Annotated in this window: 27 protein-coding genes, 2 tRNA genes and 1 pseudogene; 11 read left to right on the forward strand and 19 right to left on the reverse strand. The window is 47.9% G+C overall.

Going from position 1 to position 24,151, the window contains the following annotated elements; genetic code table 11:
- The first annotated feature begins 106 nt into the window (after positions 1 to 106).
- From tuf to N5910_RS07305, 4 genes are all read left to right on the forward strand, one after another.
- Positions 107 to 1,348, forward strand: coding sequence for a translation elongation factor EF-1 subunit alpha (tuf, locus tag N5910_RS07290; protein ID WP_074359341.1), 1,242 nt, complete (start codon positions 107 to 109; stop codon positions 1,346 to 1,348).
- A gap of 33 nt (positions 1,349 to 1,381) precedes the next feature.
- Positions 1,382 to 1,690: a 30S ribosomal protein S10 gene (gene rpsJ / locus N5910_RS07295; RefSeq protein WP_074359342.1), complete on the forward strand. Its 309-nt coding sequence runs from the start codon at positions 1,382 to 1,384 to the stop codon at positions 1,688 to 1,690.
- 89 nt (positions 1,691 to 1,779) lie between these two features.
- Positions 1,780 to 1,864, forward strand: a tRNA-Ser gene (locus tag N5910_RS07300).
- Between the two features lie 39 nt (positions 1,865 to 1,903).
- Positions 1,904 to 1,988 (forward strand) — tRNA-Ser (locus N5910_RS07305).
- Between the two features lie 139 nt (positions 1,989 to 2,127).
- Here N5910_RS07305 and mtrA read toward each other — a convergent pair.
- Positions 2,128 to 2,664, reverse strand: a pseudogene (mtrA, locus tag N5910_RS07310) (tetrahydromethanopterin S-methyltransferase subunit A); the annotation flags it as partial.
- Between the two features lie 151 nt (positions 2,665 to 2,815).
- On the opposite strand from mtrA, the gene N5910_RS07315 reads away from it, so the two are divergent.
- The 4 genes from N5910_RS07315 (at position 2,816) to N5910_RS07330 (ending at position 4,992) form a co-directional block, all read left to right on the forward strand.
- On the forward strand, positions 2,816 to 3,463 hold the full coding sequence (locus N5910_RS07315) for a TetR/AcrR family transcriptional regulator (RefSeq protein WP_191216130.1): 648 nt from the start codon (positions 2,816 to 2,818) through the stop codon (positions 3,461 to 3,463).
- A 184-nt stretch (positions 3,464 to 3,647) separates the two neighbouring features.
- Entirely contained in the window at positions 3,648 to 4,124 is a 477-nt protein-coding gene (locus tag N5910_RS07320; protein ID WP_074359345.1) for a TIGR00288 family NYN domain-containing protein, read from the forward strand.
- 2 nt (positions 4,125 to 4,126) lie between these two features.
- Positions 4,127 to 4,570: a universal stress protein gene (locus N5910_RS07325; protein ID WP_074359346.1), complete on the forward strand. Its 444-nt coding sequence runs from the start codon at positions 4,127 to 4,129 to the stop codon at positions 4,568 to 4,570.
- A 14-nt stretch (positions 4,571 to 4,584) separates the two neighbouring features.
- A complete protein-coding gene (locus tag N5910_RS07330; protein ID WP_261599481.1) occupies positions 4,585 to 4,992 on the forward strand; it encodes a transcriptional regulator in 408 nt (135 codons plus the stop codon).
- A gap of 27 nt (positions 4,993 to 5,019) precedes the next feature.
- Here N5910_RS07330 and pscS read toward each other — a convergent pair whose 3' ends face one another.
- Genes pscS through hypD form a run of 6 tightly spaced genes read right to left on the reverse strand, consistent with a single transcriptional unit; the run spans position 5,020 to position 10,771 of the window.
- Positions 5,020 to 6,156, reverse strand: coding sequence for an O-phospho-L-seryl-tRNA:Cys-tRNA synthase (gene pscS, locus N5910_RS07335; RefSeq protein ID WP_191216131.1), 1,137 nt, complete (start codon positions 6,154 to 6,156; stop codon positions 5,020 to 5,022).
- A 5-nt stretch (positions 6,157 to 6,161) separates the two neighbouring features.
- Positions 6,162 to 6,668: an NTPase gene (locus N5910_RS07340; RefSeq protein WP_261599482.1), complete on the reverse strand. Its 507-nt coding sequence runs from the start codon at positions 6,666 to 6,668 to the stop codon at positions 6,162 to 6,164.
- A gap of 27 nt (positions 6,669 to 6,695) precedes the next feature.
- Entirely contained in the window at positions 6,696 to 7,688 is a 993-nt protein-coding gene (locus N5910_RS07345; RefSeq protein WP_261599483.1) for a radical SAM protein, read from the reverse strand.
- 59 nt (positions 7,689 to 7,747) lie between these two features.
- Positions 7,748 to 9,040 carry a TldD/PmbA family protein gene (locus N5910_RS07350; RefSeq protein WP_084531260.1) on the reverse strand — a complete coding sequence of 431 codons (1,293 nt, stop codon included), beginning with the start codon at positions 9,038 to 9,040 and terminating at the stop codon, positions 7,748 to 7,750.
- A gap of 4 nt (positions 9,041 to 9,044) precedes the next feature.
- Positions 9,045 to 9,713 carry a phosphoglycolate phosphatase gene (locus N5910_RS07355; protein WP_084531262.1) on the reverse strand — a complete coding sequence of 223 codons (669 nt, stop codon included), beginning with the start codon at positions 9,711 to 9,713 and terminating at the stop codon, positions 9,045 to 9,047.
- Between the two features lie 11 nt (positions 9,714 to 9,724).
- Complete coding sequence (gene hypD / locus N5910_RS07360; protein WP_191216135.1) at positions 9,725 to 10,771, reverse strand: hydrogenase formation protein HypD; 1,047 nt, start codon at positions 10,769 to 10,771, stop codon at positions 9,725 to 9,727.
- 157 nt (positions 10,772 to 10,928) lie between these two features.
- Here hypD and N5910_RS07365 point away from each other — a divergent pair, with 157 nt between their 5' ends.
- A complete protein-coding gene (locus N5910_RS07365; protein ID WP_074359352.1) occupies positions 10,929 to 11,867 on the forward strand; it encodes a calcium/sodium antiporter in 939 nt (312 codons plus the stop codon).
- A gap of 181 nt (positions 11,868 to 12,048) precedes the next feature.
- On the opposite strand, the gene N5910_RS07370 is transcribed toward N5910_RS07365, so the two are convergent.
- From N5910_RS07370 to N5910_RS07385, 4 genes are all read right to left on the reverse strand, one after another.
- Positions 12,049 to 14,283, reverse strand: coding sequence for a DUF11 domain-containing protein (locus N5910_RS07370; protein ID WP_315901953.1), 2,235 nt, complete (start codon positions 14,281 to 14,283; stop codon positions 12,049 to 12,051).
- A 10-nt stretch (positions 14,284 to 14,293) separates the two neighbouring features.
- Positions 14,294 to 15,403, reverse strand: a complete 1,110-nt coding sequence (locus N5910_RS07375) for a DUF11 domain-containing protein (RefSeq protein ID WP_261599484.1) — start codon at positions 15,401 to 15,403, stop codon at positions 14,294 to 14,296.
- A 212-nt stretch (positions 15,404 to 15,615) separates the two neighbouring features.
- Positions 15,616 to 16,077, reverse strand: coding sequence for a hypothetical protein (locus N5910_RS07380; protein ID WP_261599485.1), 462 nt, complete (start codon positions 16,075 to 16,077; stop codon positions 15,616 to 15,618).
- 39 nt (positions 16,078 to 16,116) lie between these two features.
- Positions 16,117 to 16,545 (reverse strand): carboxypeptidase-like regulatory domain-containing protein, encoded by a 429-nt coding sequence (locus N5910_RS07385; RefSeq protein WP_261599486.1) that lies wholly within the window; start codon positions 16,543 to 16,545, stop codon positions 16,117 to 16,119.
- A 208-nt stretch (positions 16,546 to 16,753) separates the two neighbouring features.
- Between N5910_RS07385 and N5910_RS07390 the strand changes: the two genes are divergently transcribed.
- Together N5910_RS07390 and N5910_RS07395 are read left to right on the forward strand one after the other, a co-directional pair.
- Positions 16,754 to 16,912, forward strand: a complete 159-nt coding sequence (locus N5910_RS07390; protein WP_191216136.1) for a hypothetical protein — start codon at positions 16,754 to 16,756, stop codon at positions 16,910 to 16,912.
- Entirely contained in the window at positions 16,884 to 17,219 is a 336-nt protein-coding gene (locus N5910_RS07395; protein ID WP_261599487.1) for a class I SAM-dependent methyltransferase, read from the forward strand. Before N5910_RS07390 ends, N5910_RS07395 begins: the two co-directional genes overlap by 29 nt.
- A gap of 74 nt (positions 17,220 to 17,293) precedes the next feature.
- Here N5910_RS07395 and crn3 read toward each other — a convergent pair whose 3' ends face one another.
- From crn3 to csm3, 8 genes are all read right to left on the reverse strand, one after another.
- Positions 17,294 to 17,596, reverse strand: coding sequence for a CRISPR-associated ring nuclease Crn3/Csx3 (gene crn3 / locus N5910_RS07400; protein ID WP_261599488.1), 303 nt, complete (start codon positions 17,594 to 17,596; stop codon positions 17,294 to 17,296).
- A 20-nt stretch (positions 17,597 to 17,616) separates the two neighbouring features.
- Entirely contained in the window at positions 17,617 to 18,255 is a 639-nt protein-coding gene (locus tag N5910_RS07405; protein WP_261599489.1) for a TM1812 family CRISPR-associated protein, read from the reverse strand.
- Between the two features lie 7 nt (positions 18,256 to 18,262).
- The gene (gene csx1, locus N5910_RS07410; RefSeq protein ID WP_261599490.1) at positions 18,263 to 18,910 is read right to left on the reverse strand and encodes a CRISPR-associated CARF protein Csx1; all 648 of its coding nucleotides are present in this window, start codon (positions 18,908 to 18,910) and stop codon (positions 18,263 to 18,265) included.
- Between the two features lie 1,024 nt (positions 18,911 to 19,934).
- Positions 19,935 to 20,093 carry a hypothetical protein gene (locus tag N5910_RS07415; RefSeq protein ID WP_191216137.1) on the reverse strand — a complete coding sequence of 53 codons (159 nt, stop codon included), beginning with the start codon at positions 20,091 to 20,093 and terminating at the stop codon, positions 19,935 to 19,937.
- Positions 20,094 to 20,133: 40 nt separating this feature from the next.
- Positions 20,134 to 21,339 carry a TIGR02710 family CRISPR-associated CARF protein gene (locus N5910_RS07420; RefSeq protein ID WP_074359357.1) on the reverse strand — a complete coding sequence of 402 codons (1,206 nt, stop codon included), beginning with the start codon at positions 21,337 to 21,339 and terminating at the stop codon, positions 20,134 to 20,136.
- Positions 21,329 to 22,492 carry a type III-A CRISPR-associated RAMP protein Csm5 gene (gene csm5, locus N5910_RS07425; RefSeq protein ID WP_074359358.1) on the reverse strand — a complete coding sequence of 388 codons (1,164 nt, stop codon included), beginning with the start codon at positions 22,490 to 22,492 and terminating at the stop codon, positions 21,329 to 21,331. Before csm5 ends, N5910_RS07420 begins: the two co-directional genes overlap by 11 nt.
- On the reverse strand, positions 22,493 to 23,398 hold the full coding sequence (gene csm4 / locus N5910_RS07430; RefSeq protein ID WP_191216139.1) for a type III-A CRISPR-associated RAMP protein Csm4: 906 nt from the start codon (positions 23,396 to 23,398) through the stop codon (positions 22,493 to 22,495). It lies immediately after the preceding gene.
- Positions 23,399 to 23,403: 5 nt separating this feature from the next.
- Positions 23,404 to 24,108 (reverse strand): type III-A CRISPR-associated RAMP protein Csm3, encoded by a 705-nt coding sequence (gene csm3 / locus N5910_RS07435; RefSeq protein ID WP_191216140.1) that lies wholly within the window; start codon positions 24,106 to 24,108, stop codon positions 23,404 to 23,406.
- Positions 24,109 to 24,151 lie beyond the last annotated feature (43 nt).

Genomic DNA, 24,151 nt, shown 5'->3' on the forward strand with positions numbered 1-24,151 from the left:
TTAAACTTATATAATTAAAAACAATATAGGAGATTACCTTAGACAAACAGCACCCATTGTGCTGGACTGAAATCAGGCTAATCACATACAAAATGGAGGTATATTAATGGCTAAAGAAAAAGAACACATGAACCTGGCGTTTATTGGACACGTAGACCACGGTAAAACCACATTAGTGGGACACCTGCTCCTGCAGGCCGGAGCAATCGCCGAACAGCAGTTAGCTGACGGTGAAGACAAGTTCAGGTTTGTTATGGACAGGCTCTCCGAGGAAAGGGAAAGGGGAGTTACAATCGACCTTGCACACGCCAAGTTTGAAACAGACAAGTACGAGTTCACAATTGTGGACTGCCCAGGACACCGTGACTTCGTTAAGAACATGATAACAGGTGCATCCCAGGCAGACGCAGCAGTACTGGTTGTTGCAGTTGATGACGGTGTAATGCCACAGACAAAGGAACACGTCTTCCTCTCAAGGACCCTCGGTATAAACCAGCTCATAGTCGCCATCAACAAGATGGACCTTGTTAACTACGATGAAGAAAAATTCAACGCACTCAAGGATGAAGTCTCAGCACTCATCAAGACAGTGGGTTACAAGCCAAGTGAAGTTGAATTCATACCACTCTCAGCCTTCGAAGGAGACAACATAACAAGCAAGAGTGAAAACACCCCATGGTACAAGGGCAAAACACTCGTTGAAGCACTTGACGACCTTGAAGCACCTGAAAAACCAGTGGACCTCCCACTGAGGATCCCGATCCAGGACGTGTACTCCATCACAGGTGTGGGTACTGTTCCTGTGGGACGTGTTGAAACAGGTGTCCTCAAGAAGGGTGAAAACGTTATATTCGAGCCTGCAGGTGTCAGTGGAGAAGTTAAATCCATTGAAATGCACCACGAGATGATCGACCAGGCCGAACCCGGTGACAACATAGGTTTCAACGTCAGGGGTGTAGGTAAAAACGACATAAGAAGGGGAGACGTTGCAGGACACCTCGACAACCCACCAAAGGTTGCCAAGGAGTTCACAGCACAGATAGTCGTCCTCCAGCATCCAGGTGTTATAACCGTGGGTTACACACCTGTATTCCACTGCCACACAGCACAGGTTGCATGTACCTTCCTTGAACTGGTGCAGAAGATGAACCCTGCAACCGGTCAGGTGGAAGAGGAAAACCCTGACTTCCTCAAAACAGGTAACGCTGCTGTCGTGAAGGTCAAACCAACCAAGCCACTTGTAATCGAAAAGATAAAGGACATCCCACACATGGGAAGGTTCGCCATAAGGGACATGGGCCAGACAGTGGCTGCTGGAATGTGTATAGACCTTGTGCCAGCAAAATAAACCCCCTTCCCATTTTTTATTAGGAGGATTTAAATGCACAAAGCAAGGATTAAACTCACAGGGACAGACCCTGAAAAACTGGCATACGTCTGCGACCAGCTGAGGAAGATCGCTGAGAGGACAGGCGTTGACATGTCAGGCCCGATACCGCTCCCAACAAAGAGGCTTGTGGTCCCGACAAGGAAGTCACCTGATGGTGAGGGAACCGCAACATGGGAAAAATGGGAGATGAGGATCCACAAGAGGCTTGTGGGTATAGAGGCTGATGAGAGGGCCATGCGCCAGGTTATGAAGGTGAATGTGCCTGACAATGTCAGTATTGAAATTGAACTCAAAAGTTAACTGGGGTTAAACCCCCTATAACTAAATTACCCCAAAAAAAACCAAAAAGTATATAAGATACTGTTTATCAATCTCTTTTATCCGAGAGTGCCGGGATAGCCTAGCCAGGTAAGGCGCGGGACTTGAGATCCCGTGGAGATTCTCTCCGCCTGGGTTCAAATCCCAGTCCCGGCGTTTAAAACTTTTTCTGAACTGTTTAACATGCTCCCCTGTGCCGGGATAGCCTAGCCAGGTAAGGCGCAAGACTGGAAATCTTGTGGAGCTTTGCTCCTCCTGGGTTCAAATCCCAGTCCCGGCGTAAAAAATCAGATTTATAAGGCAGTATCATGTTCTGGTTATGATTCCATGACGGTTAAAAATAAGACATCAGGCCAATTAAAGGAGGAAGAGGCCGACCAGTGATTCGGCCGGACCCCATAAAAATAGGTCTAGGTGTTCTGCTCCACCTTTTTATCCTTATCATCTTCCTTGATTTTCAGTATCAGGGTTTCTTCTTCCATGGCCCCGGAATCCTTGATTACACATTCCTTTATTTCTGAGCTGATAGCATCCATGTCCTCAACATCCACCATGTCAACAAGTTCCACCTGCTGGCGGAACCTCTCTATTGCCTCATCAGGCATGTTCTCTATGTAGGGGATGGCGCCGGTTGCATTGATTATCCTTCCGCTTTCAGGGTCAACACCGTTGGCATGGAGCGCCTTTATACTCTGACCTGTTATGTGGCCCTGGACCTCAGCACCGCACACGACTAGGAACCTGAGGTTTGGATTTGCAACAACATTCCCGACAACCTTTTCTATGCCAAGGTTTTCGGTGTGTAGTGGTCCTGCAATGGCTGCTCCTGCCTTTACAGGTGAATCACCCATATGGGACCCGAGGGTTACAACTGCAACCGGGCTTTCTGAGTCGCCAACCTCGTAATCTCCAACTATGTGGGGCCATTCCTCTGGTACCTCCCTTTTGTTGACCATAGAAATACCTCCTATTTAACCACCAGTTAAATTTTAACTAATGGTTAAAGTTTAACTTGGAGTTAATCCTATATAAGGTTTTCGATGCAATAAGTGTTTTAAAAGAATTAGAATATACCATAGAACAGCAGCATAGAGGTGAAATCCGGGCATGTCCACCAATTCCAGGAGAGAACGTGAAAGAAAAGAAAGGCGAAAGGAAATCATAAAGGCTGCAGAGAAGGTCTTCTTTGCAAAGGGATACGACAGGGTTACCATGGACGAGATAGCCAGGGAGGCAGAAGTCAACAAGGCCCTCCTCTACTACTACTTTAAAAACAAGGAGGCCCTCTTCTTTGCAGTGAACCTCTACGGTGTCAGGATACTCCACGACATGTACAGGGACTGTTTAAGGCTCGACACCGACGGATACGGTAAGGTCAGGGCCATGACCAAGGCACTCTACGACTTCTCAAAGGAACACCCTGACTACTTCCGAATCTACTGTTACAGCGGTACAGAAAGGTTTGAGCTCAGTGAAAGCCCCGATGCAAGGGAGATCGTGGACCTCAGGACAGGGATGTGGAGGATCATGGTGGAGGCCATAATGGAGGGAATGCAGGATGGGAGCATCCGCAGTGACCTGGACCCTGTGGCGCTATCAATATACATCCATACACTGACCATAAATGCACTTAACCTTGACCTCCCATCAAAGATGGTGCTTAAGGCCAGGAACATCCCCATGGACAGGTTCTGGGATGACCTTGAACTCTTTCTTGAAGCAGCACTCAGACCCGGGAGCAGGGAAAAGGTATAGGGACGCAGGGACCTGAATTTTATCAGATATCCCCCCTGCCATGGAAGATAACAGCCGGTTCTCAAACACGGTACCGCCAGAATGTACCGTCAGCCCATAAAGAACCCCTGGACAGACTTAAGTATATAAACTTTTAGATACATAAAGGTATTAAAAGTAAATCTAATCTAAGTGAGGAAAAAAAATGAAGATTCATGATGAACTCGGAGAATACGTGATAATCCATAACAGTATAAAGGACATGAAAAACCTCGGGCTCCTAGTGGACGGCCCGAACATGCTCAGAAAGGAATTCTGCTCAGACCTTGACGTGGTGAAGAACCTCCTAGTTGACAGGGGAAACCTGAAGATAGGTAAGGTCCTCCTGAACCAGTACGCCTCAGACAAACTGATAGAGGCAGTTGTAAACCAGGGGTTCTCCCCCATGATAGTTGCAGGTGACGTTGATGTGCAGCTCGCCGTGGAGGCCTTTGAACTGATACACAACCCCAACATTGATGTGGTTGCCCTTATGACAAGAAACGCGGATTTCCTCCCCCTCATAAACATAGCAAAGGAGAACGGTAAGGAAACCATAGTAATAGGGGCGGAGCCAGGATTCAGCGTGGCCCTGCAGAACTCGGCGGACGACTCAATAATACTTGAAAGTGAAGGTGTATAGCGGTGTACCGGAAGATAATGATACCCACCGACGGCTCCAGGGACGCTGAAAAGGCAACAGACCATGCCTTCACCCTTGCAGGGTACAGCAATGCAGAGATACTCGGTATAAGTGTTGTTGACACATCCTACCGTAAATTACTTGAAGATAACGTTAATGCAAGGCTCGAGGAGATACTGAGGAATCAGGCAGAGAATGCTGTGAAAACCCTCATGGATAAATTTAAGTCCATGCAGAGGGAAGGCCACATGGTGGGCTGCAGCCTGGAGACCCGTATACTTGAGGGTAACCCTGCAGAGGTCATCCTCGAAGTCATGGAGGACGAGGAGGTTGATCTTGTCGTGATGGGGAGCTCCGGAAAGCATGGCCTTGACAGGATAATATCCGGGAGCGTTACCAGGAAGGTCCTCAGATCAGCGGAGACCCCTATAATGGTTGTAGGATGATGATGGTGATGGATATGATAAGCAAAAAAAGGATTGATGATGAAAAACTTGCACTCATAACATTCACAGGTAAGCTTGTTGAAGCAGAAGGACTCCTGGAGGAAGTCTCAGAGTTCATAGAGTCAGAGAAACTCGCTGTGGACGGTGATCCCACCGTAATATTCTACACAGCATCCCTGAAGGATGAAGGAAGATACGATGTTGGGTTCCCTGTGAAGGGAGAAGCCACAGGTGACGGAAGGGTGAAGATCGTGACGGTACCCGGCCACACCGTTATCTCAACAGAGTACTCCAAGGACAGGGAGAGTGCATATGAAGAACTTGTAAATTACGTTGAAGAGAATGAACTTGATGTTATAGGTGCTCCAAGGGAGATCTACCATGAAAAGACAAGGGAAGTGCAGTTCCCAGTGGTCCTGTAACCCCTCCCTTTTCAGGTGCGTCGGCAGTCAGTCCCTGTTTTCCTCAACGATCTCCCTGAATGAGTCTATGATGTACTGGACCTGCCGGTCAGTCATCCCGTATACACTGCACTTGAACCACCTGGTCTGACCCCTCCTTATACCGACTATCCTCCTCTTTTTAAGTTCCTCGTAAAGGAAGAAGCCCCTCCTTGGATGTGAAGATGCTATCTCATGGAATACAGGGGTTTCGAACCTGACAAGGTCATGCTCCTTGGGCCTTAAACCTATCTGCCTCACACCATCCATCTTCTCAAGTTCAGACACCAGGTACCTTGTCCTCTCAACCTCCTCATCCCATCGTGAAACCCTCTCCCGTACATAGGGGAGGGATGCCATGAGGGTTGCGAGGGGCGCCCCCCTGCTGGTGCAGCCAAGGAGCTCAACCTCCTTCTTCTCATGCCTTGGGGACCTCTTAAGGAGAAGATCCTCCCATTCAGCACCCATCCCCAGGACCCCTATGGGCCCGGAGGCCGCCATGCTCTTATGTCCGCTGCCAACAACAAAGTCCACCTTCAGGGTTTTAAGCTCCACCGGCATGCGGCCCATGGAGTAGGCGCAGTTCAGGAGCAGGGGGACCCCCAGTTCCCTGCATATACCCGCAATAGCAGCTGCATCGGTGAGGTTGCCGTAGTTCCCATCAACATGGGTGAGTACAGCCAGTTTAACCTCAGTCTCCTCAAGGGTCTCCTCAAGAACCTCCCTGTAGGTTTCAGGTTTTATCTCATAATCAGGGTGCCCGGTTGACGGCACCTCCACAATTTCAAGGCCGTTCCTCTCAGCAGCCAGGTGGGTGGTGTAGTGGGCGTTGCCATCAACCACGATTGTGTCCCCCTCCTCACAGAGGGCGTGCATGACTGCAAATTTTCCCTCCCTGGCACCGTGGACCGTCCTGACCGCATCCGCCTTTATGAAATCTGCAAGGTCATCAAGGAAGCTGTTAACATGCGGCCTTGGGATCTGGTCCAGGCGGCCCTCACAGTAATCGCAGACACTGTAACCATCACCAAACTCATACAGCGCCTTCCTTGCCGCGGCTGGCAGGACACCGCCACGCTGAAGCGGGTTCAGGTTGAGATTATCCCTTTCAAGGGTCCTTGTAAGTCCATAATCAGAGCATTCCATGAGCATCACCCGAGTAAATCGATTATCTCCCTGTAAATATCATCACGGTTTTCAGGGTTTATTACAAATAACTTTATGTCCCCCCTCTTTTTTATACTTTGAACGAGGCCCCTGTGGACGGCTGCGATGACATTAACCCCTGATGAGAAGAGCTCATCAACCAGCCCCCTGAACTCCTCACTCTTAAGTTCCATTGGGGCTATCTCATCAATGATAACGTATTCATCCTCCTCCATGGCCCTCCTCAGTGCGGGTACAGCCACTTCATCAACCGCCTCCACACTGACACCATACCTTCCAACGCGGGGCCCCCTGATATCTAATGCTGCAAGAACAGCCCTCCTCCCTGATTTAATATCCACAATCTCAAATCCCCTCCGGGAGGATCCCTCCCTGATTTCAGGTGTTATGATACCCCCTGTGGATCTATCGGTCTCCTCAAGGTAACTCCTTATCCTCCAAACCAGCGTGCTCTTCCCGCTACCATGTCTGCCGGTGATTACAATCTTCACAGAGAAACCTCCATACACACTGAAACATCATAGAATGTTCTCAAAGCCAAGCTTCAGCGCCCATCTCCGGGCCTCCCTTATCTCAGCCATTGACGGGTAACGGTAAATATCAGGGTGTTCAGCTGCACGGTAGAGGGGCCGGTACTGGGCCATGATATTTATAACCGTCTCCTCCCCTAGGTTCTCTGCTATCCATGAGAGTATGGGCTTTGTGCAGCATTCAAGGTGCCCGGGGAGTACAAGGTGCCTTATTATCATATCCTCCGATGATACCATGAGGTGATTCCCTGAGACAACCTCAAAGTAGTCCCTGACCCCTGCAAGCCTCTCTGCACAGTCACTGTTACCGAACTTGAAGTCGGTAAGGTAGAGGTCAGCCACCCCCAGGATGAGCCCCAGGGCATCCCCTGACATGTACATGTTACTGTTCCATACCACCGGGACATTGACCGATACCCTCGAGAGGACCCTGAGTATGTAAGGGATGGCGGGGGTGGGGTCTCCGCCAACGAAGTTGACGTTAGCTGATCCATCACGCCTTCTCTCCTCTATGACTGATGCGAGTTCATCCTCCGGTATGTATCTCCCGGCTGATGGGTCCCATGATATGTCCCAGTTCTGACAGAAGACGCAGTCCATGGTGCATCCGGCGAAGAATATGGTGTGGCTTGGCACCAGGGGCTCCTCCTCACCATGGTGGAGGAACTCGGATGCCACGTGGGGGTCTCCAACACCACAGTGCCCCCTGCCCACCGAACGGTCAACGCCACACATCCATGGGCACAGGGAGCATTTACTGAAAATTCGTCGGGCTATCTCAATTTTAAGGTCGAGGAATGACCTTGTGCAGTTATCATCGCACCTCCCCCCGCGGGCTATCCTCTCATGTTCAAGCCAGAGCTCTTCAAGACCCGAATCTGGATTGAATGATGCAGGTGTCCTTGCTGCAACAAGGAACCTTGCCTCCTTAAGGTTATCCCTCACCGCAAAGTAGTGACCGAGCACCCTCCTAACAGACATTTCACTCAACCAGACCTGCAGCTGACCGTAAATCAGTGACGGGAACAGGTTAATCCACCTCAACCGGTCACGCGCACACCCTCAACAAGTAATGGTTTCAGTATGAAGGGGCCTATCTGCCTCTCCTCCATTTCAATGCATGAGACCCCCTCCATTAGACTGAAGATGTTCCCAGATATCATGGCCTTCTTAACCGGCCTGTATTCCCCTCCATCCAGTAGGAAGGCATTGTTTGCCTCCACAGAGAAGTCACCGGATATGGGGTTTGCCGTGTGGGCCCCCAGGACATCGGTTACGAATATCCCCCCGCAATCCTCAAGGGGTTCAGCATCATCAAAGTCAAGGATGAAGTTTGTAAGCGATACCCCGGGTATGTCAGAGTAATCCCTGAGGCCGTTACCAGTGCTCTCTGCTGATGCACGGGACGCGGTGTAGATGTTATGGATGTAACCGGCAAGAACACCCTCATCTACAAGCACAGTTCGCTGGGAGGCCGTCCCTTCACCATCAAAGGGTCCTGATCGAAGACCCCCCTGGAGGGTGCCGTCATCATACACCGTGAGTCCCGATGATGTTATCCTGGATCCAAGTTTATCTGCAAGGATGGATCTTCCCCTCTGCACGTTTTCTGCGCTGAAGGACTCTGCAAAGGTCCCGAGTAAGCCTGCTGCTGCATGGTAATCAAGAACGGCCTGCATGTCCCCTGTTTCAATGGCTTCACCCCCCAGTGAGTTCCATGCTATCCTGCAGGCCCTCCCGGCTATCCATTCAGGGTCAAGGTCAAATTTGCATGATGAATCAGATTCATAGGCCGTTGTCTTCACACCGCCCTTCTCTGCATTCACGGATATGTGGGCTGAGAAGCCCGTTGACCTGGATGATGCTTCAACACCCTCCGAGTTCACGATGAATGTTTCAAGCAGTGACGCTGAGAACCCCCCGCTTGTGGGGGCGCAGCCATCCTCAAGGACCCTGTCCACAAGTCTCCGCGCCACATCCACGTAGTCATCAACCTGAAGGTCCCTGAATGAGCCGTCAAAGACCCCCTTAACCGAGGGGTAATCTGATGGTTCTGAGATGCCGAAGTTTTCATCGGGGTCTCCTATGCCGAGGTTATCGATGGCCCTTCTTACCGTTTCATCCACACCGGAGGGGTCCGAGGTGTATGCGAAGCCCATCCTCCCATCCCTTATGACCCTCACGCCGATACCCGTGATGGTCTCTGTCTTTGCAAAGTCTATTCTTTCACGCTGCACCTGCAGTTCAACCGCGTCCTCCCTTTCAATGTAGACCTCAGCCATTTCAGCATCCCTTAAAGCTAATCTAAGAGTCTTTTCTCCGATTTCGAACATCAGATCACCCCTTAAGTATAAATTTATGGATGGCCTCCGCCACACCATCCCCGTAGGGTGCAGCTGTCACGTAATCAGCCACCTCCCTGAGCTCAGGGTCCGCGTTTGCAACAGCCACCTTTAACCCTGCCGCTTCAAGGAATTCAATGTCATTTTCACTGTCACCGATGGCCATTATCCTGGAGGCATCCAGCCCCATTGAAGCTGCCACCATCTCAAGGCCGGACCCCTTGCTGACGGCAGGGTCGGTGAGGTGTATGGCAAACCCTGTATCATAGACCTCGACGTCAAAGTCCCTGAGGGCCTCCTTTATAGCCTCCTCAGGCACTTCACGGGTGAGGGCGACCTCAGAAACCCTCAGTTCAGAGAACTGAACCTTCCTGACAGGGTATAAGCGCCTTAGGTGCCCATATGCATCCAGCGCCTTCTGGATGTTCCCGAGGACCCTTACCTCCTCATCAGCGTATATGACTCCACCGTTCTCCGCCACGATGCCTCCGCTGGTGCCTATAAGTACTGAGGCCGCCCTTGCATAGCAGAGGATGTTCCCTGTGGCGAGTATCACCGGTATACCTCTGGATTCAAGCATCCTTATGGCCTTTAATGCTTCCGGGCAGAGCTTCCTGGCGGTATCCGTTATCGTGCCATCGATGTCCACTGCAACGGCCTTCAACCTGACGCACCTCAGAGGGAACTGTAACGGTAGGCTATGTTACAGGTCCCCTCCCTTGAAACCATGCATGCGCCTACAGGGTTGGTGGGGGTGCAGGGGTCCCTGAAGAGTGTGCAGTCCTCTGGCCTTGCAACACCGCGGAGGACTGCTCCGCAGATACACCCTGAAGGTGTGTCAACAACCTCGTCAACTTCTATATCGAATTTCTCCCTTGCATTGTACTGGGAGAACTCATCCCTTATCTCATATACAGAGTCGGGTATGGTCGGGAATCCCCTCCACTCCCTCTCGGTGATATAGAAGACCTCATCCATTACCTCCTGGGCCTTCAGGTTACCCTCCGGTCTGACAGCCCTCTTATACTCATTCTCAACCCTGGCTTCCCCCCTGTTGATCTGGCGGAGTATCATGTAGACCGCCATGAGGATATCCAAGGGGTTGAAGCCTGCTATGACCTGGGGTATCCCGTAGTCCCTTGAGAAGGGCTCATATGGCTTCATGCCTATAATGGTTGATACGTGTCCCGGTTCTATGAGGGCGTTCAGGTTCACCTCACCAGACTCTATAAGGAACCTGAGGGCTGGTGGTATCAGCCTGTGGCATGAGAGGACCGAGAAGTTCTCAGGGGGCCCTGAGAGTATCTCGGATGCCGTTGTGGGTGCTGTTGTTTCAAAGCCGGCTGCCATGAAGACCACCTCATTATCGAGTTTCCTTGCTATTTCAACGGCGTTGCTGACACCGTAGACTATCCTTACATCCGCCCCATCGGCCCTTGCATCTGCAAGTGAACCCTTCGAGCCGGGGACCCTGAGCATGTCACCAAAGGTTGTTATGGTGACCCCCTGTTCTGCGAGTTTAAGGCATTCATCGATTTCCCTTGAAGGTACACAGCAGACAGGGCAGCCCGGACCCGCGACCACCTCAACCTCCTCCGGCAGGAGGGACCTGACGCCGTGCTGCATTATGGTGTGTTCATGTGAACCGCAGACATGCATTATCTTCACTGGTCTGGCTATTTCATTTATCCTTGAGACTATCTCCCTTGCAAGATTCTTCATGTGTTACCCACCAAATTCCACTTAAGGGTCTATTTCTCATGATCCATATATATAGAATTGTTTTCATAACAAGGACATCCACAGAGGTATAGAAAGCTGTTTCAGGAAGCTGGCAGCAGAAAAAATATATCGTTGATGGTGAGTAAACAGATTATACATGTCAGTCATCATCCTCATATTTCTCTTCATCGCATCTCTTCTCGGTGTCATAAAATCAGCGGACATCTTCGTGGACAGCATAGTTGATATTGGAGGAGCCCTGAGGATACCCCAGATCATGCTGGGTGTTACGGTGGCTGCTGCAGGCACCTCACTGCCTGAATTCGGATCTGCAATGATAGCCGTTCTAACAGGAAACCCTGACCTCGGTGTTGGTGTGGTTATAGGGTCAAACATATGGAACATAGCAGGGATAATCGGGATATCCACCACCCTGTCGTGTGCCGTGACAACAAACCAGGATGAGATCAAAAGGGACGGCCTCTTCGGCCTCCTGAGCATAATCCTACTCCTTATTTTCATGATTATGGGGATGGTTGGATTCCTGGCCGGTGCCGTGCTGCTTCTGCTCTACGCCATCTACCTCCGGATACTCATAAAGAAGCAGAGGAGATACTACTTGAACCACCCCCAAGTGGAGGGTGAGATTAAACCAAAAACCGTCCTCTATGCCATTACAGGATTTATAGGGCTTGTTATCCTGTGCAGGGTTCTTGTTTACAGTGCGGTTGAAATTGCAGAAATAGCCAGCGTCCCCGAAATGATAATCGGTCTTTTCGCCCTTGCAATTGGTACAAGTCTTGCCGAGCTGGTTGTTGCAGTTAACTCCGCACGGAAACACATGTGCAGCCTTTCCCTCGGCACCGTCCTCGGCAGTAACATATTCAACATACTCATAGGTATTGGAATACCCTCCCTCTTCGTTAAAATCCCCGTAGAGCCCCTTTCAGTTATCCTTGACGCCCCTGTGCTCATAGCCGTGACACTGATTCTGATGTACTTCATGTGGACGGACATGGAACTTAGAAGGACCGAGGGGGCCTCCCTCCTCATAATTTACATCCTGTATGCCTCAGTAAGAATATACCTCACATGAAAACAGAGAAAACCTGCATGGTCCCCCCCAATTATTCCATCTCACTGAGAATACTTCGCATGAAAACTATCGGCCATGCTACAGTATCAGAGCCTTAACTTGGGTAAGCTCTCATAAGGTATTCATGAAGAAAACTAGCACAATTCAAGGGAAAAAAATATAAAAAAGGAAAGTTGTTTTTTTATTTTCTGCTGATGACTGATCCTGCAGCAGCAAGCAGGAATCCCGCTATGAGGATGAGTACAGGGACACCTGTTGGCTGCATAGGAATCTTGCCTGGTTCTGGCTGAGGTTCCGGTTCTGGTTCTGTGACATCAACGATAACCTCGGTACTGTTCTCATCAGCTCCTGATCCAGAACTCACCGTAGCTATGTTGACGAACCTTCCCCTTTCAAGGACCTGTACAACGATCTCAAGGACGGCTGTTGAACCTGCTGTGAGGTCTCCTATTGTCCATAGCTTCGTTGATGGGTTGAATGAACCCATACTTGCATTGGATGAGATGAACCTGAATGAACCTGATAGGTTCTCAATTACCGTGGTGTTCAGTGAAGTGTCGGGTCCCTCGTTGGTCACCGTGATGGTGAACTTCACGTTCTGGCCAACACGCACAGCACGCCTGTCAACAGACTTGGAGATGGTAAGCTGAGCCCATGGACCAACATCAACAGTTGCCGTTGAATTATTGTTCTCAGGGTCAGGATCATACACATCAGATGAGCCGCTCGCATTGTTCACCAGTGTAGTGTTGGAAGCATTCACAAGAGCCGTGATATTAAGCACAGCCACGTCACCATTCAAGAGGTCACCGACGTTCCAGACACCAGTCACAGAATCATACACACCCTTAGTAGCCACGTAACCCTGATAGACAAGACCAACCGGCAGGACATCACTCACCACAACATTCATCGCAGTGTCAGGTCCAAGGTTCCTCACAGTCACAGTGAAAGTGACGGTGTCATTGTAATTGGCTGAAGTCACATTAGCAACCTTCTCAACCACAATATCAGCAGCCGGAGGAACATTGGCCGTTACATTTGCTGTGTTGTTCTCTGGGTACGGATCGAACTCTGATGCCACAACCTGGACCCTGTTTACAAATTCACCTGTAGCGTTCACAAGTAAAGTGACGTTCAGGGTTGCGGATGAACCGCTTGCCAGTGAACCTACAACCCAGAGGCATGCCAGTGGGTCGCATACACCCTGTGATGCCACATGTGAGATGTGCACAAGTCCAGCAGGTGGAGACTCTGTTAAGGTTACGCCAGTCGCATTGTCAGGTCCATTGTTGGTGACCGTGATGTAGAATACTATGACGTCACCATAGTTTGGTGTGCTGTTGCTCACCGTCTTGGTTACCGCGACGTCCGCAGATGGGTTCACAGTAAGTAGAGCCGTTGCATTGTTGTTTGACAGTATCGGGTCATACTGATATGCTGATGCATTCACATAGTTTATGAATACACCCACGGCATTTGCAAGGACCTCAAGTGTCAGTACAGCTGATGATCCATTTGCAAGGCTGCCAACATCCCAGACGCCGGTTAAGCTATCAAATAAACCCTGCGTGACCGTGGAGGACACTATTAAGAGTCCGGCTGGTAAGAAGTCGGTTACAACCACACCAGTTGCGCCGCTTGGTCCGTTGTTTGTTACCGTCACCGTGAAGTTTGTGGTCTGCCCGTTATTTATGGGTGTCACGAGAACCGTCTTCTGCACCGCGATATCAGCGATCTCCTCACCATTCATAACCTCTGAAGCGAAGTTATTTGTGAGGTCAGGGTCGTATTCAGCACTTGTTACTGAGACTGTGTTTACTAAGGTACCTGTCGCATTTACAAGTACCGTCAGGTTAAGTGTCTCTGATGCTCCCGGTGAAAGTACAGGAACTGTCCATACATTGAATTCAGGGAAATAGACCCCTGCTGATGCCTGATGAGCCAGATAGACCAGACCTGAAGGTAGAGTGTCAACCACCCTCACAACAGTCGCATTATCCGGTCCAAGGTTTGTCACCATGATGTAGAATGTGACCTCCTCAAGGTAGTATGGTGAAGTGTTATTCGCTGTCTTTGTAACCATAACGTCAGCTGAAGGCATCACGGTAACAGTTACAGCATCCACATTGTCCTGAGGGAATGGGTCAGGTAGTTCAGATGAAACATTGACGATGTTTGTCTGGAAGCCTGCCTGCGTGGCCCTCACAAGGAGCGTCATGGTTGCCTGGAAGAGTGCGGGTAGTTCTCCAACAGTCCACACTCCAGTTGTGTCGTTAAATGAACCCTGTGTGACCGTGTAGGATAACAGTGATAGGCCTGCAGGTAAGAGATCCGTTACAGTGACATTTGATGGTGTATCAGGACCTGCATTTCGGACTATGATGGTGAACGTGGCGGTCTCACCGTTATTTATAACGGGCCTGTCAACGGTTTTTCTGGATGTTCAGATCTGCAGATACAGCGTTCAGGGTTGATGCAGCGTTGTTGTTTGTCCTGTCAGGGTCATATTCATTACCCGTCACTGAAACCGTGTTATTGGCATCCTCTGTAGTGTTAACAAGGACCGTGAGGTTAAGTATTGCTGCTTCAAGGTAGTTCAGTGTTCCTATAGTCCATACTCCAGTTGTGCTGTTATAGGTACCCCTGGTGAGGCTGTGGCTGATGTATTCAAGGCCCTCTGAGAGTACATCTATGACCGTGACGCCAGTGGCCGTGCTTGGTCCAAGGTTGGTTACGGTGACCGTAAAGGTCACGTTTGATCCATAATTGGGACTTCTGTTATCCACGTGTTTGACTATCCTGAGGTCTGCTGAGGGTACACCCTCAACTTCACATGTTGCGTTGTTGTTATCCGGGTTGGGGTCGAAGTTCGGTGATGTGATGTTGGCGAAGTTCTCAAGTACACCCGTCGCGTTAACCCTTGCAATTATTGTCAGGGTTGCGATTTCAAGGTAGTTCAGTTCACCCACGTTCCAGACACCGAGCAGGTATGTGCCCTTTGATGGCGTTGCACTTACTGGTATAAGGCCTGCCGGTAGAACATCCTCCACCACGACATTGGCTGCGTTATCAGGTCCCCTGTTACTTATCGTGATTGTGTACTGGATTGTTTCACCCACGTAGGGCATAGGATTGTTCACAGTCTTGTCAATGGTGAGGTCTGATGCCGGTGGAGAATTGATGGTTGCTGATGCATAGTTATTCTCCATGTTGGGGTCTGAGACGTTACCCGTGATGTTTGCATTGTTAACTATGAGTCCTGTTGAGTTAACGATGGCTGTTATGTTAAGGGTTGCTGTTTCAAAGTAGTCAAGGTCGCCGATGTACCAGATTCCCGTTGTGCTGTTGTAGGTGCCCTTTGATGCTGTGGCTGACTGGAATATGAGTTCCGGTGGTAGAATATCTGTCACGTATACTCCTGTGGCATTGTTTGGTCCGTAGTTAACCGCTGTTATGGTGAACTTAACCTCATCGCCGAGGTTCGGTGCTGTGTTGTTAACGGATTTTGCTATTGCAAGGTCAGACTTAACCACAGCGACTATTGTAATGTTCTCCCCATAGTCTGACTTGTAATGGTAGCTTGAACCGCTTCTGTCGGTTATGAGTCCAAAGAGCCTTGTGACACCAGCCCCTGTTACATTGAAGAGCCATACAGAGACGAAGTTGGTCTGTCCCGGTGAATCAATACGTATATTGTTGCTTGTGTTCGGCCCGTAGGTTACTGTGACATTGATGGGTTGGAGTATTAAGGGGTTGTAATTTGTGAGCGGAAGGTTAACGATGTCATAGTTGCTGATGCAGTTGTTGATACAACGGTAACTGCAATCACATCCCCTATGGCCGGTGTTGGGTTGCTTACACTTATTGAAACCACGTCATTACGGTTCTGTGAGTTGAGTCTTTCAACGTAGAGGATTCCATCTATGGTGTCTGCTGATCCTGTGTTGGTTCCGCCTACGGTCACGGTATAATTCCTTGATGTGAGATGGGCTAATGGTGTTCTTGTTATCTCCACAAGGTAGAATACGTCCACAGTTACCCCGGGTGGTATGTCACCAAGGTACTTGATTGCTGTTTCATTCTGTGCAAGGTTAATGTATGGGTTGGCTGTTGTGAATGTGAGGTTTGCAGTTACATTGTTTGCGGTGGTCAGGGCATCGTTCCTCACACGGATCTGTATGAGATACTGGTTCGGACCGGTATTCACATCGTTGCGGTCAAGTCCTACTATGTCCCATGAACCCGTTTAAAGCTCAGCTAACCTTAACCTGCAGCCAAGTGGGTCAAGTCCTACTATGTCCCATGAACCCTTTGTTAGATTGAGTGTTCCCAGTTTAAAATCAGCTGTGGCCCTCCCGGAGTCATCCAGTGTGACTGTCCTTGAGGGTATAACGTGGCCCGGTGCGACTGCTGAGACGATAAATGTCCTCTCAGGTGAGCTGAAGGATACGCTGTAGGTGCCGTCAGGTCCTGTTATAGTTGATGCAACTCTATCACCTGCCGTGGAGGTAACATCAATAACGACTCCTTCGAATGGCTCTGAATCGTTACAGTACGTCACCGTACCTGTTATAAGAGAATCTGAGTCATTTTGATCGTCATAATCTGCAGCACTGACGCTTCCCACTGTAAGTAGCAGCAGTAAAACCGAAAGTGCCAGTGTAAATCTTTTCATTTTTCACCCCCCCCTTTACATTTTTTTTACACATCTGTATATTATGTGAATTCATTTATTTATAATATTCCATCAGAACGGGAATTCTGGAAGTGTTTTCAAAAAAATTAGAAAAATCTCTCAATCTTAATGGTCATATATACATTGATTGATGTAAATCCTGCCATTTAGAGGAATTAATTTATATAATAAAATACATGTTAGATGTATGAAGCCCATTGTTTTCATAGGTAGGGGTCTTTCAGAGTACAGGAAAATTGTCCATGAGATGTTCATCAGGGACTACCGTAAAGACCCTGATGGTTACGTTGCCGGTGAACCTTCAGTAGCATTTCAGGGTGTTTCTTTGTTTTTCAGAAGACCCTGATGGTTACGTTGCCTGTGAACTGCCCGCCCTACTCTTCGATGACGGGGAATTCGACCTTGTGCTCTCATCAAACCTCCTTTTCCTCTATGAAGATCGTTTGAGCTACATGTTCCACGTTGAATCCATCAGGGAGATGTTGAGGGTTGGAGGGGAGGTCAGAATATTCCCGGTGAATAATGTCCATAAAAGGAGGAGGTCAAGGTATCTGAGTGGGGTTCTTGATGAATTCAGACTGTGTAACACAGAGATTCAGAGGGCATCCTACCGCAGTGAGACCGGGTGCGGTGAGGTCATGATAATAAAGTGATGTTCGTTATAGTCACATATAACGAAATAATTTCAGGGGATCATCATTGAACGTGCTTAAGAGATTATTTTACTCTATAAATTATCACAATCTACCTTTATAACATCCCCCGTCTCATAACCTTTTTTATGAGACTCTACAATTATTGCCCCCTCAACACGAGGGTCATAGGTAGCGATGAATGATGTGGGATGATAATAATGGACAAGATAGCAGTGAAGCCATATTGGGCCACACCCACTTATTACCACACCCTTTGAGCACCTTAAACCTGGAGGATTCATGTTTTTTAGGATATTAGGAGTTACTTTATCCTTCAGTTCAAAATGAACTACTGTATAATTCTTCTTTTCTATAATTTTGAAATCAACAGACATCCTCAGACTCCATGAAACCTTTAATTTTGATCACTGAACGCACAGAAACGCTTTATAGTGTTAATCATACTGTCCTCGTATTTAAGGTACACTTTGCCCTCAAATTTCTTAAGTTGAACCATGTTCCTTTCAAATCCAGAATGTGCTAGGAAATTTCTTAGATCAGGTTGCTGTTTACCGTGTTTTCTTAGATCAGCTTGCTTACCGTATTCACCATAAAATTCATTATAAGTTTTCCAATCGAAATTATCTTCCTCCCCCGTATCTCTTTCAATCCTAGAAATGTCATTACTAATTCTATTCTTAAACCTTCCATCGAATTTGAACAAATCATTGGCTAATTTCTTTATTTCCTTAATTTCTACTTCACTCTTCCGCGAAGAAATCAGTTCCCTTTTTTTCAGCAAAACTGAGGTCAGATAGCTGAACAGATACGCTTCGAAATCCTTTCCAAATCTTAACTTCCTCTTTACATTAAGTTTTCCATCGCCATTTTCTATACATGTATATTTCTCAAAGTTTTCAATGACATTATCAATCAAGGTTTTCAGTTTATCCCTGTCCGGATAGAACCTAAATAAAGCCAGAGGTAAACCATTATACATGGCCCCAAGAAAAGCAGAAATCTCAGATTTACCTATTTCTCTTAAAAACTTCAAATCTTCTTTATAGAGGTTTTTTCTCTCTTCTGGAGATAATACTTGTGGTTCCAGGACTCTTTGCCCAGACCCCCCCTTTAATTACCCCAGTAAAGGGTCTTGGAACTACCTTTACGTCCTCAATAATATTTATTTTGAGGTTGTCTGTTGATCCAAAGGGATCCGCGTTATAAGCTTTAAACTTCACATCCCCAAAAACTGAAAATACTTCTGATATATCCTTGACAGCCTTATAGGTAAGTACCGTAGAATAGTTCAGCCCATGTGTTAAGTCAAGATGGATCTCTATTGAATCATCAAAAAGTTCCAATAGTTCTAATGAAATGGCGGTTAAAATGTAGTAATAATAATCAAGAGCTTCCCCAATAAAAGCACCGTTTTTAAAAACCCCGATGCCGGGAGCCACTAGGACACTGAGATCTTGGTTAAAGTTAACTGAAGATTTAATAGGTTCCTTCGCATTTTCCTTTACGCTTAAATAATCTAAACCTCCCTCTGCAAGAGTATCTAAGCCAATTATAATAACTTTATCTGGATTTACAGTCTCCTGAAGGAGTGCTAATGAAGTTTTAGATTTTAGGTTATTCCCTTCCAGACTGTATGTTACTTCCTTCCAACGTGTAGGATTTCCCCACGGAGCTATTAAAACTTTCATTTATTACACCTTACCGTAACAATCTGCAGGAATGGCTTCGCCCCCCAGTTTATATTCTTGATAAGTACTAAATAAAATGAGTTGCTGTTTCAGGTACATGGAAAAGGGCTTATGACCGAGTGTTAAATATTAAACCCTTGATCCTAAACTCAGAACTGAACAGGTAAGAAGTGGCAGATGAATTAAAATATTATATGTTTATGGGGCTTGCTCTGAAGAAAGTGGGTAAAAATGGGTAGTAAAAAAAGATTTGTTCGCGCCGAAAGTTTCTCTGCATTAGTGCCGCGCCCTCATTGTGATTCTGCCACATCTCCTACCCGCCATCCCAAAAAGCGCCCAGGAATAAAAGAAATAGAATAAATAATATTAAAAATAATAGGCGTCCCCCAAGATAAGACCATAAAATTAAGATTAGAACAATAAATACCAGAATATAAGTCAGGAAAGGATACATCTTCAGGAGTATTATCATTAAAAAGAGCATTAAAACAGGTAACCCTACCGTTGGGACCAGAATCGCTGCGACGATCAAAGATAGTAGTAATAGTGATAACTCATCCATTATTCTCACCCCCCTTCTCCTTACACATGACCCATCCAGCCATAAGGGTGTCCCCCTTTAACTTCAATTAGGCTTAAATGATGATCTGATTTTAACTCACCGATGCGTTTCAGCAGGTCGCACATCCACAGGGAACTTGACATACCCAGACACCATCTGAGGATCCGTCGCGGGTAGGTTGACCAGGAGCCCGCCCTTCTCACCCACAACCATGATAATTGCACTTGAAAGGAGCCTCGCTCAATTCCTTCATATTATCCCTCCCCTTTAGATCCCCATGGATGGTGTAGGGGCCAGCACCATCACAGTGATGCAGACCAAACCCTGATGATGAAGAACAAAAACCCCCCCTCAAATCATTTCATCCTCACAGGACCTTCCAGGAACTGATCCTCCGCAGATCCTCCAATTTAACCCGTTAAAGACCCCGCCCCCCATGTCACGATCCCGGACCTCCCCCGATTACTCCAGATCCTCCTGAAACCCCTCCAGGAGGAGTTCACCATCCTCACCGTCAAGTGTGAGGAGCGCCTCAAGGACCAGGAGCTTATCATCCCCACCCATCCTATACTTGAGGATGGTGCTCCTGAGGGCGCCGCAGAGCCCCATATAGTCCTCCATATGGTCACCTGTCATAATTCACTGGATAATTAAAAAATTATTAAAGCTGGGGGAATGTGGCATCCTCTATCTTCGAATCTATATCTTTATCCAGGATCCTTGCATAGTAAAGAACCCTATCATAGAACTTCTTATAATCATCCCTGTTAACAGGTTCAAGGCCGTGGGCCAGTATGGAATAGTTCCTAACGGTAAGAAGATCCATCACCCTATTATCCTCAATGAAAGCCTTTCCAATGTCATAATCCTCACATGCAAGGAGCTTATACGCATCCCTGAGGGCTACACGCCTCTTAGCATTGAGCTTGAGCGTTGACCTTGTCCCCATACTGTACTTATCAGGTGAGAGGCTGTCTGTCTCATCACCGTATTTCTCCTCGATGATCACCTGTGCTATCAGTTCAAGCGCACGGTAAAGCCGGGCCGCTGCATCATCATACCTGCCCTCAGAAGCCCTTCTCCTGGAATTTGCAAGGAGGTCAGGCAGGAAAGGCCTGTACTTGAATTTCCGTTTCCCGGTCCTTGAACTGACAATCTCCCCCAGTATCCTCTTGTTCCTCTTTATAACATCCTCGAGTTCATCCAGGGACCTGACCTCTTCACTGTTAAGGTAATCTAACGCCTTCTCATGTTCAAATAGGTCCCAGTGGAGGTACGCCCTTGTGAGGTTCAGGTAGGCGTCCCTTCTATTATGATTAACCACATCATTCTCAAGTACATCTATGGCTGTTTCAAACCTGCCAAGGTTGAAAAGATCCTTGAAGCGCCTTATGCTCAGTTTATCGTATACCTGGTACATGTTCTGGGTTATAACCTGCTCCGTTCCCCTCTGAACTGTTCCGTTTTTATCCCTGAACCCTGAAACCACCGAAACCTCTTTCCTGTAAAGGATTGCCATGACAAAGGCCGCCGAGGTCATGGTCTTGGTCCCTGATGTGTAATCCACCACCACATCGTAATCCCTGTACTTCTTCATCTGCTCCTCAAAAACCTCGAGCCACTCGTTGACCCTGTCAACTTCACGTACCTCAATGAACTCGTATTCAGGTATATCCTTCTCCTCCCTCTTAGCCTCCTCCAGAAGGTAATCCAGGGTCTCCCTGCTTTTATCAGACCCGAAGAACACTATTCTATCAGGTCTTCTATGGTATATTGACTGGAGAAGTCCATGGGCAAGGCTCCTCACCCTTTCATTACTGTCACCTGTCCCTGTCCCGACGGTCATGAAAAGTACCCTACTCTTCATTGAAGATCACCTTAACCCAGCCAGGAGGTATCTCCCCATCTATAAGCTTTCTTGTCTTTGGAAACTCATCTTGATAGCTTCTTCCCCTCTTAAATTTCCTTATGGATTCATAGGTCATGGGATCATCCTCCTTGAATCTGAGGCCTATCGTGGTTGCAAGGAACCCGCTTCCGTGACCTATCCTCATGAGGGGGGCATCAGGAGAGTTCTGCTTCCCAAGCTTTCTGTATATCTTCTCAAGGAAATCCACACCATACCTTGATGCGAACTTCCTTTCATGTTCTATGTAATCCCTGCTGAAGGTGTACAGTGACTCTTTTATGGTTTCAGGGGTGACCAGGCGGCGCTTATTCCCCAGCCCGATACGATCATACCTTCCATTATAGGTGAAGTTCATCTCAAATTCCAGTTTTCTCTTTGTCTTCGGTAGGAACTCCATGTAAATTAGGAAGTTCTCATAACGGAATCTCTTATAACTGTTATCCGACACTTTCAGAACCTTGACGGGATAGATTGCGGGTGATTTAAATGTGGTGGTATCTGTGACCTCAAGGAACCTCATTATGCTCTTCTTTGCGGTTTCTCTCCCATCCTTCTTTGCGGTTTCTCTCCCATCCTTCTTTGCGGTTTCTCTTCTGTCAGATGCAAAAAAACTGTCTATTATATCCTTTATTTCTTCTTGTTTTTTCCTCAAAGTCTTCCAGTTCCTCTTTCTTTTACTTTCAAGTGCTTGTGAAACTGCCTCTGAGATACCCTTGAGTTCATCACCGCTGAGGTGTTCATAGAGAAGGGCTGTCCTTATGGAGCCCTTGATGGATGAACCAGGGATATAGAGTTCATCCAGGGTTTTAATATGTTCACTAACCTCTTTTACCTCTGAGGCATCGGTTTTAAGAAGCCCCCTGTATCTCACTGACTTTCTTGCAGTTCTTTTAAATTCCTTGATACTGTCCAGTCTGAAGTCGGGTGTTGATAGATTATGGATGAACTTATCCCTCAAGTCATCATCAAGGTTTGAGTAAAACCGGGAGACGTCAACCCTCCCAAAAATTTTTTTCCCATCCTTTGTCCTTCCAGTGTAAAACTCCTGGGGCCCGTACTTCAACCCGTTCCCAACATGAACCGGTGTTATAACCTGAAGGGTGCATTTCAATTAACCACCACCAAGTGTAAATTTATATGCCAGACCGTACTCCACTGCGGATCTCCCCGACCTGACCATGGTCCCGTAGTACTCCCTGCCGGTGTCCCTGAAGGTTGAACCCTCCCTGAAGAACCTGACCTGCTTCCTTATCTCACCATCAGGGCCTCTCCCCCTCTTTGATCCCAGTTCAAACCAGGCGCCCCTTGTTATGTCTTCAAGTTCAGACCGTGCCGGGATAAGCCTGGAAAGCGTTACAAACCTTTCACCAGCATTATCCTCAAGGGGATTGCTGTCAACCTCGAAGCTGAACGCTCCCTTCCCTGTTGACACATCAGGGCCGAAGCCCCTGTCAGAGAGGAACCTCAGGGCCGCCTCAATGTATGGTCTGAAGGATGCATCCCTCAGCCTCACAAGGAAGAATCTCCCCATGTTCTCATAGAAGACCCGCCTCAGATGGAACACTCCCTCGGTCATTCTTTCAATCCTGTTCACAACGTTATGGGGCTCCTCAAATTCCTTCTCCCCGAACTTTAAATCTGTTCTATCAATCAGGAGGCCCCCGTAAACCCTGTAATCATCCATAGAATTCACTATGTCCTCCTCACATATTTCCCCGGAGGTCCATTCGATGAAGACTTCCTCAGGTATATATGAGGCTCCCTTGTACTCCTTGAAGCTGATGGGGTCATAGCTTCCCGGCTCCGTTATAAGCCTCGGGTAGAAGCGCAGCCTCTCATCCCCCTCAATGTAGGGGAAGCTTGATGATATAAGGAAGGGCGGTTCCTCGGTAAAGAGATCAACTATGTCATCCACCTCATCAGGGTAGAGCTGGCTGAAACCGTAGATCAATGCCCCGAATATGGTGTCCGAGGACAGCCGCGGGAGGGAGGACTCTGGTTTAAGGTAGACGAGCATTTAACTCACTCTTCAGGTAACTTGATGGTTGAAATGGATTCGAAGTCCCCCAGGGATTTCTCAGCGGACTTCCCACGGTAATATTCGGCGGGTCTCTCCATGATCTTTATATCCCTGAACTCGATCTTACCGTAACCCCTGGTCCCGCTACCTCCAAGGTAACTGTCCTGAAGGAGTTTGAGGCCCTCAATTACCAGTTTCAGGTTGTTGTCGTCGCCCTCGTATTCACTCACCACCATCTCAAACCCGAACCTTGAACCCTTGGGGACCCTCTCCTGGTTCCTGGGGTTTGCCCTTGAGGTTATCCTGTCCAGGGTGTTCTCATACTTCAGTTCAGCGCCTTCAACAACATCAGTGCTCTCATCCCAGGTTTCAATGGTTTCATCTGTGGGGAAGGCGTCCCTTACTATTATCCTTGTCGGTCCAAGGTTGCTGGTGTTATCCGCTGCGCTGCCAAACACCCTGCATATTTCACATTCCCCGCATTTGCATGGACCACCCTTGGTTAAGCGTTCGCGTGCAAGTTCAAGGAGGGATCTCATCTTACCCTTGATGGATGACCCCGGGATGTAGGGAAGCCTCGTTATGGGGTCCCTTATTATAACATTGTCTGAGCCGCCTATCTCAATGGAGTCCTTGGACCCCCCTATATGGAGTCCTGTTCTGCACAGGATTTCACCGGATATAATATAATTTTTCTGGAACTTCATTTTAACACCTTCATCCTCATGATATAGCTTAATGGGCTTTTAT

It is taken from the genome of Methanothermobacter wolfeii (assembly GCF_025397995.1).
Classification (GTDB): domain Archaea; phylum Methanobacteriota; class Methanobacteria; order Methanobacteriales; family Methanothermobacteraceae; genus Methanothermobacter; species Methanothermobacter wolfei.